At 45.6% G+C, this 13,025-nt stretch carries 8 protein-coding genes and 2 pseudogenes; 7 read left to right on the forward strand and 3 right to left on the reverse strand.

Annotated elements, in window-relative coordinates:
- Positions 1 to 46: 46 nt before the first annotated feature.
- On the forward strand, positions 47 to 589 hold the full coding sequence (locus KW548_08795; GenBank protein ID QXX05365.1) for a porin family protein: 543 nt from the start codon (positions 47 to 49) through the stop codon (positions 587 to 589).
- A gap of 91 nt (positions 590 to 680) precedes the next feature.
- Here KW548_08795 and KW548_08800 read toward each other — a convergent pair whose 3' ends face one another.
- Positions 681 to 1,229, reverse strand: coding sequence for a VOC family protein (locus tag KW548_08800; GenBank protein ID QXX05366.1), 549 nt, complete (start codon positions 1,227 to 1,229; stop codon positions 681 to 683).
- An 88-nt stretch (positions 1,230 to 1,317) separates the two neighbouring features.
- Positions 1,318 to 1,788 carry a GNAT family N-acetyltransferase gene (locus tag KW548_08805; GenBank protein ID QXX05367.1) on the reverse strand — a complete coding sequence of 157 codons (471 nt, stop codon included), beginning with the start codon at positions 1,786 to 1,788 and terminating at the stop codon, positions 1,318 to 1,320.
- Between the two features lie 480 nt (positions 1,789 to 2,268).
- Here KW548_08805 and KW548_08810 point away from each other — a divergent pair, with 480 nt between their 5' ends.
- The 6 genes and pseudogenes from KW548_08810 (at position 2,269) to KW548_08835 (ending at position 11,798) form a co-directional block, all read left to right on the forward strand.
- Positions 2,269 to 3,849, forward strand: coding sequence for an ATP-binding cassette domain-containing protein (locus KW548_08810; GenBank protein ID QXX05368.1), 1,581 nt, complete (start codon positions 2,269 to 2,271; stop codon positions 3,847 to 3,849).
- 204 nt (positions 3,850 to 4,053) lie between these two features.
- Positions 4,054 to 5,446 (forward strand): annotated as a pseudogene (locus KW548_08815) (TolC family protein).
- Positions 5,443 to 6,627 (forward strand): efflux RND transporter periplasmic adaptor subunit, encoded by a 1,185-nt coding sequence (locus KW548_08820; protein ID QXX05369.1) that lies wholly within the window; start codon positions 5,443 to 5,445, stop codon positions 6,625 to 6,627. Before KW548_08815 ends, KW548_08820 begins: the two are co-directional and overlap by 4 nt.
- Position 6,628: 1 nt before the next feature.
- Positions 6,629 to 9,790, forward strand: a complete 3,162-nt coding sequence (locus KW548_08825; GenBank protein QXX05370.1) for an efflux RND transporter permease subunit — start codon at positions 6,629 to 6,631, stop codon at positions 9,788 to 9,790.
- 40 nt (positions 9,791 to 9,830) lie between these two features.
- Positions 9,831 to 10,515, forward strand: a pseudogene (locus KW548_08830) (response regulator transcription factor).
- Positions 10,512 to 11,798 carry a HAMP domain-containing histidine kinase gene (locus KW548_08835; protein ID QXX05371.1) on the forward strand — a complete coding sequence of 429 codons (1,287 nt, stop codon included), beginning with the start codon at positions 10,512 to 10,514 and terminating at the stop codon, positions 11,796 to 11,798. The pseudogene KW548_08830 and the gene KW548_08835 overlap by 4 nt, the downstream one beginning before the upstream one ends.
- Here KW548_08835 and KW548_08840 read toward each other — a convergent pair.
- A complete protein-coding gene (locus KW548_08840) occupies positions 11,772 to 12,728 on the reverse strand; it encodes an AEC family transporter (GenBank protein QXX08019.1) in 957 nt (318 codons plus the stop codon). The two genes, KW548_08835 and KW548_08840, sit on opposite strands and share 27 nt — an antisense overlap.
- Between the last annotated feature and the right edge of the window lie 297 nt (positions 12,729 to 13,025).

Below are 13,025 nucleotides of genomic sequence, written 5' to 3' on the forward strand. Positions count from 1 at the left end.
GCCGTATTTTCCAGCTTTATGAGATGTTTATGATGAGTACTCAACGATGAAAAAAATGCTTTTACTATTGCCATTATTGCTATCTTCAGCCGCGTTTGCAGGTAATCATCAAATCGGCTTTGGGATAGGGGGTGGTAGTACGGATGGGCCGAATGATTGGAGTGACTCGGGGTTTGCGGGCAAGATTGATTACGCGTATCAATTCCACCCCAACTTTGCCGCAGAGATCGGTTATGCTGCGGTTGATGGTATGACAAGCAATATCGTCACATCTGTTTTTGGGACGACCAAGCAAGAAGTGACTTACTCTACTGGCTTTGCTGGCTTGAAAGCGGGCGTATCTCCTGTTTCTTTCGTCAACCTATATGTTGTCGGTGGTGCGAATTATTCGGATGTTGAGAAAACTTATACGCCTTCGGGGGGAACAGAAAGAACTGATACTCACACCGGACTACACCCATACTACGGAGCCGGCACTGAGCTGATATTTTTTAGTACCCTTGGTTTAAACTTGGAATACAGAAAGTTTTTGTTGGCTGATGACTTTGAATCCGATGTGATCTTTGCTGGTATGAACATTAAGTTCTGAACTCAGGTTAACTCAATAGAAAAAATAAAAGGGAATAGCATCAAGTTACTACTCCCTTCTGTTGGCTTTTGAATTTCTTATACGGCCATGGTTAAGCAAATTCGCCTAAACTCTTTTTATGAGCGATTTTCCAATCGCTCTTTGGACAAAAACCGTGCCTATTTCTAACCTCATTCTCTGTAAATTCAATTAACTCTTGATCAGATAATTCTAGACTAATAGGGAACTTACATGGCTGGTTTACATGCCATGGTGTATCTGTGAAAATTTCAAATCTATTGTTTTCAGGATCACGAAAATATAGAGACCAAGTGGTGCCGTGAGATACCGTTTGCAAATTGATGCCAGAGACTGACCTTAATGATGAATTGAAAAGCTTTAGATCACCAATACTTTTCACTCTAAATGAAATATGATCAATTGGACTTTCATCAAGCTTAGGCGAGTGTATGGGACTGAGTACAATCTGGTGGTGTTCTTCAGGACTGCGACTCAAAAAAACCAGACCATTTTCCCCTTCGCCTCTGTCAGTGACAACAAAACCTAACTTCCTCGTATAAAAGTCTTCCATCTTTGCTATATCTTTGACATATATTTCAATATGACTTAACTGAATATTTGGAAAGATTGTTTCATCCATAATTTATAGTTTCATCCTTATACTGCCGTGTTGAGATCATGTTTTCATTTCGAGTAACAAAAGTAATAACAGCATATCCACCTATTTATTAGCAACTAGCCTCTAACATCATTGGAATATCAATCATGCCTTGGCGATTTCTGATACCTTCAGTGCGCTTAAAACCAAAACGTAAATATACGCTTTCTGCATTTATCGCTGAATTGACTGTAAATATCCCCTTGTTGCCGTTATTTAGCGCATTTTCCTTAACCACCTCCCATAATTGACGAGATAGTCCATGACCTTGAAAGCGATCGTTTACGAATAGATGATACAAATGCGAGTTGTCTCTAATCCCAGCTACGCCAATGACTTCATCATTCGCAGTCACCGCGACAACGTAGTGATAATTTGTCGAAAGATAATGCTCTACCTTTTCTTCTGACATGGATTTGAGCAAAACATCGTGTACTGAGGGATCACACGTTGGACAAACATACTTTTTTGCTAAAGGTAAAATCAGCTCACTGATTGCCTTCGCATCACAAATTTTTGCATTTCTGAACGTTATACTCATTGCTTCTCCTAATAGCCAACATTTGAATCTCGAGTCTGCGTCACTTATCTATTAAGTATGCTTTGTGAGCAATATAACATGATAAATATTCACTAATAGATACCTTGAGTCTAATCCTCAAAATCTGAGAGTTAAGGCGTCTTAGGCCTTACTGTCTAGCCATTGTGGCGAAACAGTCCGAGTGGTTATCTTTTCTTGATATTATCTCCTGTGCGATATTGCAACTTTTAAATAAAGCTGGTTATAATCTGCACATCACTTCTCTAGGAGCTAACGCCTAAATGAACAGCTAACTTCCTGACATCCAATATAAACAACACTTTGGACACTCGGGGTTAGTGGGCGTTGCCGCAATCTTAGTACATTTCTAAAATCCACCAATGGTGGTTCTTGCCAGTTTATCTGGATTATCTCGGCATTTTATACGCTCGGCCATATCACCGCACAATGGCGACCCCTTTTGAATTAAAAGGAGGCGATATGCCTGAATTAATTGCATCTCAAATTTCACATCAGCTCGAAACGGGTGAATGGTTATTCCGTTCGATAAATTTATCGTTAAATCATCGTATTACTGGCCTAACAGGAAAAAATGGCAGTGGTAAGTCGGTGTTGCTTTCCATCTTGACGGGGGACTGCTTGCCTGACGCTGGCAATGTCGAACGTCAAGGGAGGATTGCTACGTACGCGCAGCTACCTTCAGAGTTGTTAGTCAGCGATATGACTATCGCGCAATACCTTGGTATCGATGACAAACTTCAGGCTCTGAGGGCTATAGAACAAGGAAGCACTCGTCAGGAAGACTTTGACCGCCTTAGCGATGACTGGGAGGTAGAGCAGCGAGCAATAGAGCTTATGGCTCATTTGAGCATTGCGCTGTCATTGGATGACTTTTGTTGCAACCTAAGTGGAGGGCAATTGGCTAAGCTTCAGCTCTATTATTTGTTTGAGCAAAGTCCGGATATTTTGTTGCTTGATGAACCAAGCAATCATCTCGATACCCAAGGAAAACAGTGGTTGATAAATAAACTCAAAGCATTCCCTGGTAAGATTCTATTGGTCAGTCATGATAGAGCGTTACTACGCTGTGCTGATGTTATCTGCCACCTTTCATCATTAGGTTTGAAAAGCTATCGAGGTGGCTATGATGAATTCCAGCGCCAATATAACGTAGAGAAACAGGCTTTAAGCAGCAAGATTGACACTCTCAAATCAGAAAAGAAGAAGATTGAGCGTCAAATCCAGCTCAATGCCGAAAAAGCCCTGCAGCGAGAAGCGATCGGCAACCGCGCAAGAAGATCAGGCAGTCAGCCAAAAATTCTTATGGATGCGATGAAAGATAGCGCGCAAGTTACTCGCTCTGCTGTTATTACCAATCAAAACAATCAGTTGAAACGTAACCAGCACAAGCTGGAGACCTTAAAAAACCAGCAAGAAGAAGTGAAAAAACAGAGCTTTTATCTGGCTCAGCCTCAAAAGGAAAAACGACCCAATCTGGCTTCCATCAATGACTTTTGCGTAGACAAACGTCGTTGGCAGCCTGTTAGCTTAAGGATAGGGAAGACAGACCGCATACATCTATCAGGTATTAACGGTTGCGGTAAATCGACGCTATTAAAAGCGCTGAACTCTCCCTCGGGAAATCTTCACCAAGGAGTGAAACGCAAAACAAAAACCGTCTATCTTGATCAACATTTTAGTTTGTTGAGCGAGAAGCTCAGTGTGCTAGCTACGCTGTGCCACTTTTGTCCTAATTTATCAGAGCGTGATGCTCGGATTGTGCTGGCTGGAATTGGTTTTCGTAAAGACAGCGTCTTTAAAAAGGTTTCTGTGCTGAGTGGTGGAGAGAAAATGAAGCTCGCGATATTGATGGTGAGTCATCAACCCAGCTCGCCGTTACTCTTGCTTGATGAACCAGACAACCATCTAGACATTGATTCAAAGCGGAGATTGGCTAGAGCGCTAGCTGAGTACCCAGGGCCTTTTGTTTTGGTCAGTCATGATCAAGATTTTGTTGATGACGCTGGAATCAGCAACACACTGAATATAATGGCCGTTTAAGGAAACAGGGGCAAGATTGCCCCTAATGACTTCCGATACTTAGCTTTTTGACTTAGTTAGGGTTCTCCGTCGTGTATTGCGTGCCTCTTTATCACGGGAGTCTGAGCATTTTCTCACGTTTAATACGGATATAGCGTTGCTCTTAACCCTGCCTTAACCCTCCTGTTTGTTACTTTTCTCGCACGATAGTGGGAGAAGATAACAATGACATTGCGATATTCCATCCTTGCTCTGACGCTGGTAGGTGTTATGGGCTGTGCGACAGGGACTGATGTCGATTATGCCGAATTGGCAAAGTCGAACAGTACTCAGTCGCTAGAACCCCCTGCTCAAACAAGTGATAGCAGAGAAACAACTAAAAACACGAGTTATCACCAACGAGCAACCAACTCGACTCACTGACCTAATTCAAGTGCCTGCACTTGAACAATACATCAATGCGGCCTTTGCAAATAACCCCAGTTTTCAACAAAGCGTGATCGCGCTAAAAATTGTATATGCCCAGCAAGGAGTCACGGTGGCAGATCAGCTGCCTACTGCAAGTGCCAGCTTTACCAGTCAATCCAAAGAAGACACTGATGACAGCTATACTGGCGACGTGACCGTAAGTTGGGAGCTGGATCTGTGGCAAAAACTGGCAGATAGCAGCGAAGCAGCACGAAAAGATGTTGCGGCCTCTCAGGCAAGTTTGCAATCAGCAAAAGATTTGTTGGCAGCCAATATCATGCGCAACTGGTTAGAAATCAGCGTCAATCAGCAATTACTTGATATTGAGCTGAGAAGACTGGATGTCTTGGAAAACAACGAGGTGTTGGTTCTAGAGCGTTATCAAGTGGGGCTAGGTAGTCTGGAAGACTTGGATAACGCGAAAACGAGTACGTCGTCGACGCGCTCAACGGTCGCTGAATATGCGGAAAACCTAGAACAGAGTAGGCGTAGCCTGCAACTCTTAACTGGACAATGGCAATCCGAATTGGAGCAGCCAGAGGTCGCGATGACGTTTCCACAAGTCGTGAATCCTCTTGATTCTCTTGGTCAGCAGAATATGGCAGGTAGACCAGATCTACAGCAAGCTTTCTACAACATCGAAGCTGAAGCTCTTCGTACCGACGCGGCTTACAAAGCTATGCTGCCATCCTTCAGTTTGACGGCAAGTTTGACGGATATTGCGCAGTCACCCAGCGAGGCCTTGTTAACGGATCCATTGTGGAGCGTACTTGGAAAACTATCTGCGCCACTTTTTCAGGGTGGGAAGCTCAAATCTCAGGCTGAGATTGCTCAGTTCACCACAGAGCAGAGCTATTGGGCCTATCAGGAAACCTTGCTGACGGCGATTAATGAAGTGGAAAACGCTGTTGGACAGGAGTACTCGCTTGAAAAGCAGCAACTGCACCTTAATCAAGCCTTTACCAGTTCGAAGCGTAGTTTTGTCAGCTACCAAGAGAAATATCGAAAAGGTCTGGTCGACATCTTTGATTTGCTAACTGTTCAGCAGCAGACCTACGACACCGAAGCGCAGTTGGTAAACGCCACTTATCAACGCTTACTAAACCGAATCGATTTGGGCCTAGCTCTGGGCTTGGGAGTATCATCATGAAAAAAAATGCCATCACTCTAGCGGTGACACTTGTTGCCGTTGGAAGCATCTTTGCTGCCATTGGCTATAACGGTAGTCATATGGCTCAGGCGAGCGAGAATAGCCAGTCTGAGCAACAAGCAACGAAGACCTTGCAGCAACCATTGGTGCAAGAAAGCTTAAACCTCCAGCAAGTTGCAGTGCAGATGACTACCAGTGCCAGTTATCAAGCTCAGGTTGTGGGTTATGGAGAAACTCGGTCTCGTTATCAACTTAACTATGCCAGTGAGGTCAGTGGCCGAGTGATCAGCCTATCTGATGACTTTGAGACAGGCAAAGTGGTCACTGAGGGCACCATACTAGCAAGGCTGGATGATACGTCGTATCAGCAGGCGTTGGCTCAGGCTAAATCTGATGTCGCGACGGCAGAACTTGAGTTGTTAGAAGAGCAGCGAGAGGGTGAGCAAGCCAAATCTGAATGGCAACGTTCTGGCTTAGATGGGGAACCGAATTCACCTCTAGTTCTTAGACAGCCTCAACTTGCCAGCGCCGAAGCAAACTTAGCCAATGCAAAGCAGGCATTAAAGAAAGCAGAAAAAGACCTCAAAGACACGGAAATACGTGCGCCCTTCACGGCGTTAGTCGTGAGTAGAGATGTGCAGCCGGGGAGCTATTTGAGTGCCGGTAGTACCGTCGCCACTCTCTACAGTATTGAACGTGTTGAAGTGGAAGTTCCATTGTCAGAGCAGCAATGGGCAAATCTGCCAACTTCCCGCGATATGGGAGACTGGCAGGTGACATTGACTGACAGTAGTGGTGCTCACCAATGGCTTGGTCAGGTTGAGAGAAGGTACCAACACGTAACTCAGGACACGCGCCAGCGGTCACTGGTTGTGGTTATCGATAAACCTCTTGAGGCAGACTCACCCCTCTATCCGGGGACTTTCGTAAAAGCAACACTGAGTGGAGCTGAAGTTAATGGCCTTTGGGAAGTGCCAGCGTCTGCAATATCTCAGCAGGGTGAAATATGGACGGTAGATGAACAAGGTTTGCTGCACAAATCGAACGCCAGCAAGCTATTTGGTCGTGATGGTAAAGTTTACGTCACCCCGAGTTTGGCTGAAGAAAGGGCTCAAGTGGTTGTCAGACCGTTGAGTAACTTCAAGCCTGGTATGAAAGTTACGCCAACTGAGGAGGGGTAACATGGCGCATCAATCCAAAACGCCAACAGGTATGATCGCTTGGTTCGCGCAAAATCCGGTTGCCGCGAACCTGCTCATGGTAGGAGTCATTGTTGTCGGCTTATTGTCGGTTAACTCATTGCGCAAGGAAGCATTTCCAAGTTTGGAACCTGATATCGTGACTGTGTCTGTCAATTATGACAGCGGTGATCCTATTCAGGCAGAAGAGGGGATATCGATAAAGATTGAAGAAGCTTTAGAGACGGTCGCAGGCATAAAGCGCATTACGTCGACCTCCAGCGCATCGGGTAGCCACGTGTCGATCGAAAAAGAGACCAACTATAGTCTCGATGCTTTACTGACTGACGTGAAGACCAAAGTAGATGCCATCAACAATTTACCAACGGAAGCTGACAATCCTGTGATTGATAAGGCTCGGATGCAGGACCACGCTTTATGGGTTCAACTTTATGGCGACGCGGACCGCGCCACATTGCAGGATTTGGCGGAGCAGCTTAAAGCCGATTTGCTAGCCGAAAGCGCCATTCGTGATCTGGAGATTAAAGCGGAAATCGATCCTATGATTTCGGTCGAGGTCAATGAGAGTCAATTGCAAGCCTATGGTTTATCGCTTACCGATGTATCTGATGCGATTAATGCCGAATCATCCACTAGTATTTCAACCAGCTTGCGTAATGACCAGAAAACCGTCCGTCTTAAGGTCTCTGAGCAGGCTTACGAGATTGAAGACTTTAAAGCGATCCCTGTTGTCACATACTCCGACGGCAGCCAAATTAAGCTAGGCGATATTGCTCGTGTCACGGATACCTTTGAGGAAGACACTCTCAGCCTGTCACGATACAACCAAAGCAACTCGATGGGTATTCAGATTGTCATGGATGAGTACAGCGACGTGGTGCAAATCGTAGAACAAGCTAACAAAGTGGTAGAACAATGGCGTAGCAGCAATTTGTTGCCTGACAACGTCAGTGTTGAGACTTGGTATGACAAAAGTACGTTGATCACAGAGCGATTGTCTCTTTTGGCCAAAAATGCCCTTACAGGTATCGCTCTGGTGTTTATTGTACTGGCGCTGTTTTTAAACATTCGTGTCGCATTTTGGGTTGCGGCGAGTTTACCGTTCGTCTTCTTCGGCACATTGTTCTTTATGACCGACTCTTTTGTTGGTTTAACCATCAATGAGATGACCACGTTTGGTTTTATCATGGCACTGGGAATTGTCGTTGATGACGCTGTGGTCGTCGGGGAAAGTATTTACTCGACGCGACGGAAAGATGGGGATTCGCTCAACAGCACGATTATTGGCACATTAAAGGTGGCAGCACCGACTGTTTTTGGTGTGCTGACAACCGTCGTGGCGTTTCTTTCAATTGCAGCGGTTGATGGGAAAATGGGCCAGATTTACGCTCAGTTTGCCACTGTGGTTACCATTTGTCTGTTGCTATCCTTGGTTGAATCCAAATTTATTCTGCCGTCGCATCTTGCCCATATCAATACCCATCGAAGTGAGAAGAAAGGTATCTGGAGCCACATCCAGCAAGGTGCAGACAATGGGCTGGAATGGTTCAATCACAAAGTGTACAAGCAGGTAATTAAGCAGGCGTTAAAGTTCCGTTATGCTGTGCTCATGACCTTTATCGCTTTGTTTATTCTCGTGATTGGTATGCCACTGACCGGAGCGGTGAGAATCGCTTTCTTCCCTGACATTGCCGGTGATACGGTCAGTGCTGAAATCAGCATGTACAACGATTCCAGCTTTGGTCAGACTCAAACCAATCTTCTTGAGCTGGAAGCCAATGCGGTTAAGGCCGATCAGCAGCTGAGAGCGAGTAGCGAGAGCCAAGATCAGAGCACATCATACATTACCAGCCTTCAGGTCATCGCCGATGAAGACCGTACTGGAACCGTACAGGTAGAGCTTTCTGCGGATGCAACTTACAGTTCGGGTGAGTTTGCTGACTTGTGGTTGCAGATGTCAGGGCAGATGGAAGGGATGAAGAAGCTTAAAGTGCTCTCGTCAATGGAAATGGTCGATAATTTTAAAGTGGAGCTCAAAGCCAGCGACGACGCGATGCTTACCCAAGCAGGTAATAGATTTAAACAGGCTCTGGAACAGACATCGGGTGTGAGTGGCATTGATGACAATTTAGATCTCGGCGAACCGCAATACCGTTTTGAGCTAACCGAGCAGGGACGTGCGCTAGGTCTGGATACTTCGAGTCTCGCGAAGCAGGTATTGCAATCCTTCGGTGGTGATATTGTTCAGCGCTTCCAGCGTGGCAAAGATGAAGTGAAAGTTCGAGTTCGCTATCCAGAAGGTGATCGCCAAACGCTGGCTGATATTCAGCAATCGAGTGTTCGTACTCCTGATGGTACTGTGGTTCCTATGTTGTCTGTCGCGAATGTCTATTCGGATTACCAACAAGCAGAAATTACACGCATAGACAACTTGCGCGCTGTTTATTTAACCGCAGTAGTGGATAAAGACGTGGTGTCGTCGAATGAGCTGGTGGCTCAGTTGGAGAAAACACTGGTTCCACAGCTGAACTCTCTGTACCCGACACTGAAAATTGACTTTACTGGGGAAGCGGAGCAGCAGCAAGAGTCGACAGACTCAATGCAATCGACCTTCCTTATGGCGTTGATAGTCATCTTTGCATTGCTGGCGATACCATTAAAGTCTTACGTTCAACCGCTTATCATTATGGTAGCGATTCCGTTTGGTATAGTTGGAGCAATCTTAGGTCACTGGCTGAATGATCTGACGATCAGTATCCTGTCGCTAAATGGTATCCTTGCCCTGAGTGGTGTTGTGGTCAATGACAGCTTATTGTTGGTATCACGCTTCAACGAACTGACGCGCAAGCATAAGGTTCCGGTGAGTGAAGCGATTGTTGAGTCATGCAGCAGTAGACTGAGGGCAGTGTTGTTAACATCAGTCACGACCTTTGCAGGTTTGGCACCATTATTGAGCGAAACCTCGATGCAAGCGCAGTTCCTCATTCCAGCCGCCGCTGCATTAGGCTACGGTATTTTGTTCGCGACGATGATTACATTGGTGCTAACCCCATCACTTCTACTGATCCAATGTGATATTCACAATGGTCTCAATAAAGTGAAAGCAGCGGTGCTGGGGCATAAAAATCTCGCTGAGAGTGTTTAACGTCTAAATTAATAGTAGTTTCATAGAGTAAGAGGTAGTCATGGAAAACTTGCAGCTGTTACTGGTCGAAGATGATCTGGATTTAGCTAAGGCGATCGTTGACTACCTCGCTCTGGAAGACATTCAATGTGACCACGCTGCAAATGGCTTGTCCGGATTCAACTTGATTCAACAAGGCCATTACGACACCGTGATTCTAGACTTGAATTTGCCAAAAATGAACGGTCTGGAAGTGTGTGCAAGGCTCAGAGAGAAAGGGGTTGACGTGCCTGTTCTAATGTTGACGGCAAAAGATACCCTTGATGACAAGCTAACGGGCTTTTCGAAAGGAGCAGATGATTATTTAGTCAAACCTTTTGCTATGGAAGAGCTGATTATTCGTGCGCAGGTTTTGTCTCGCCGTCGCAGCGGGCAAGTTACTAAGCTCTCTGTTTCCGATCTCGAAGTTGACCTGAAAACTCAGAACGCAACCCGATCTAATGAGGCCTTAAAGCTCTCGCCAATCGGATTCAAGTTACTAGAAACTTTGGTCAGGGCGAGCCCTAATACCGTCTCTCGTGAAAAATTGATGCAGAGTGTCTGGGGAGATGAACAACCAGACAGTAATAGCCTAAAAGGTGCACATGTTTAATCTGAGAAAAGCAGTGGATAGCCGTTTTGAAACCAAATTGATTCATACGATCACGGGACGTGGCTTTGCATTGAAACAAGAGACTTCTCAATGAAAATAAGACGTAGCCTGAAGCTTTATTTTTTGTTTGCCATGCTACTTACAGGGTCGTTGACGATTATCGCGATGTCTGGTGTTGCGGTAAGTTACTTCTTTTCAGGTTTGGATATGGCTATGACAGGGTTCATGCGAACGCAGGCGTATCAAGTTGAATTGACGGATAACACGCCTGTGAAAATCAATGACCTCACGGTTGCGAGACGATGGCAAGACTTACCACAGCCAATTCAAGACAACCTGAACCAAAACGAACTGGTCCTTAATGAAGTCCTCAAAAACGTCGTCGGAATTCCTCTTATTGAACCGCCTAAAGCGGGCTATTTCGCAATGAAAATGGAGCACAAAGGAGACGTCAGATACGCGTCAGTGTTGTTTCTTGATAATGAATTTTCTCCGGGTGAAATGCCCCAGTTTATCTACATCGTTTTTGTTGCTATCGCTGCAATCTTGGCGTTTTCTTTGATACTTGTCGCTTTTATTCGTAGTGTCTCGACTCCTGTTGAAGAACTTAAAGACTGGGCAAAATCTCTGGACAAAGAAAAGCTCAGCCAGCCAATTCCGGGGTTTGACTACAGTGAGCTCAACACACTAGCAGAAATCATTAAATCCAGTCTCAGCTCTGTACAGGAAGGCCTTGAACGAGAGCAGCGCTTTTTGGGTTATGCCAGTCATGAATTAAGAACGCCGATAGCGGTTACTCGTGCCAATTCAGAGCTACTGAAAAAGATGATCCTCAAGAAGTTGGATGAGGACAAGCAGCTTGAAGTCTTGGAGCGTATTGAGCGGGCAGGTTACACAATGACAGATCTAACTGAAACTCTATTGTGGCTCAACCGACAAGAAGACAAGACACTGCCATTCAGTGAGCTCGTGATTGGTGATCTCATTACTCAGATCGATCATGAACTCGAATACTTGTTGCAAGGAAAAGAGGTCAAAGTGAGTATCAAAGTAGATACTACGCAGCACTCCTTACCGCATAGTCTGTGTCGAATCATCATAACTAATTTGGTTCGCAATGCGTTTCAGCATACTTATCAGGGGGAAGTGATTATCGAGCAGTCTGGAAGTCGACTGGTTATTACCAATCACAACGTTTCCCAAGGTGACGGAGAGAAAGCGCTGGGGTTTGGTCTAGGTCTTGAGCTCACCGAGCGATTGATCAAACAGTACAGTTGGTACTATGACAATAGCGCAACAGAGTCAGGTCGACGTGTTGAACTTCATTTTTCTCAGCCTGATATCAAGGACTTAAATCAGCCCGGTGTAAACGAGTAGGGTTATGCCTGCGGTACAGGTGAGGGCTGAAACAACCGTCGTCATGGCAATAATATTGGCGGCCAGTACCGAATTTCCGCCCATTGAACGGGTCATGACATAGCTTGCCGCTGCCACGGGCGAGGCATTCATAAAAAACAAGATCGCAAGCTCTACTCCTCTAAACCCGCACCAATAGGCGGCGCTGGTGATCAGCAAAGGAGCCAGTACCAGCTTGTAGCTACTGGCAAACCATGCCGGCCCTTTTTCTTTTCTCATTTTACTCAAATCCAGCGAGCCGCCGGTGCACAACAAAGCCAGTGGTAGGGTCATCTTCGCTAGGTAATTACCCGCATCAACAGCGACCGTTGGGACAGGTATAGAAAGCAGATAGAAAACCACGCCAGAGACAATGGCGATGATCAGTGGATTCTTGGTTAACGTTCTCAGCATCACTTTAGCGGCTTTGGCGGGGGAGGTTCCCCCTTTGGGGGAGAGGCAGATAACCGCCTGAACGTTGTAAATGAAAGTGGTGATGGCGACATACAGGGCAGCGAGCGCGATCCCTTGTTCTCCAAACGCATTCGCCACGTAAGCAATGCCAATGATACCAGTGTTGGCGCGATAGCCGCCTTGTGTGATGACGCCCTTGTCTGGAGAAGACTTGAATAACAGTGCGACAGAGACTGTAGTAAAGACAAAAAAGGCAATGCTCGCAAACGTGGCAAATCCAAGAAAGCGGCTGGCTGCGGAGAAATCGTGTTCAGATACCACAATGCTCAGAAACAACATAGTTGGTAGTGTAACCTGAAAAACCAGTTTTGAAGCCACCTCAATGAAATTGTCGTTTATCAACCCAATACGCTTGAAAAACACCCCCAATAACAGCATAAGGCAAATTGGACCGGTAATGGATAGTGAGAAACTCAATGGCTGAAATAATGTGTCCATACATGCCCTGAAAGTAAACTGGATGAAGTAACGTTGCCAGTAGATACTGTGTTTTACAATAGATTTTTCGATGCTTAGTTGACCGTTCATGCAGTCCGTTGACTGGTATCGTCAGTTTGGACAATTTGATGTTGTGGGTGTTAATTTGGTCTACGACAATGTTAACACTTTCTCCTGCCTGAATATTGTCAACGGACAACACAGGTTAAGGGCAGCGTATGTCAAATCATCACATTCCCGGTTTTTGATCACAACTGAGAAACCGTGAACAAAGCGGACAAACATGGTGTGCACCTT

The sequence above is a fragment of the Vibrio neptunius genome, from assembly GCA_019339365.1.
Classification (GTDB): domain Bacteria; phylum Pseudomonadota; class Gammaproteobacteria; order Enterobacterales; family Vibrionaceae; genus Vibrio; species Vibrio neptunius.

Coding starts and splice junctions, on each gene's coding strand:
- KW548_08795 (QXX05365.1), top strand. CDS start 47: ATGAAAAAAATGCTTTTACTATTGCCATTATTGCTATCTTCAGCCGCG.
- KW548_08800 (QXX05366.1), bottom strand. CDS start 1,229: ATGGATGAAACAATCTTTCCAAATATTCAGTTAAGTCATATTGAAATA.
- KW548_08805 (QXX05367.1), bottom strand. CDS start 1,788: ATGAGTATAACGTTCAGAAATGCAAAAATTTGTGATGCGAAGGCAATC.
- KW548_08810 (QXX05368.1), top strand. CDS start 2,269: ATGCCTGAATTAATTGCATCTCAAATTTCACATCAGCTCGAAACGGGT.
- KW548_08820 (QXX05369.1), top strand. CDS start 5,443: ATGAAAAAAAATGCCATCACTCTAGCGGTGACACTTGTTGCCGTTGGA.
- KW548_08825 (QXX05370.1), top strand. CDS start 6,629: ATGGCGCATCAATCCAAAACGCCAACAGGTATGATCGCTTGGTTCGCG.
- KW548_08835 (QXX05371.1), top strand. CDS start 10,512: ATGAAAATAAGACGTAGCCTGAAGCTTTATTTTTTGTTTGCCATGCTA.
- KW548_08840 (QXX08019.1), bottom strand. CDS start 12,728: ATGGACACATTATTTCAGCCATTGAGTTTCTCACTATCCATTACCGGT.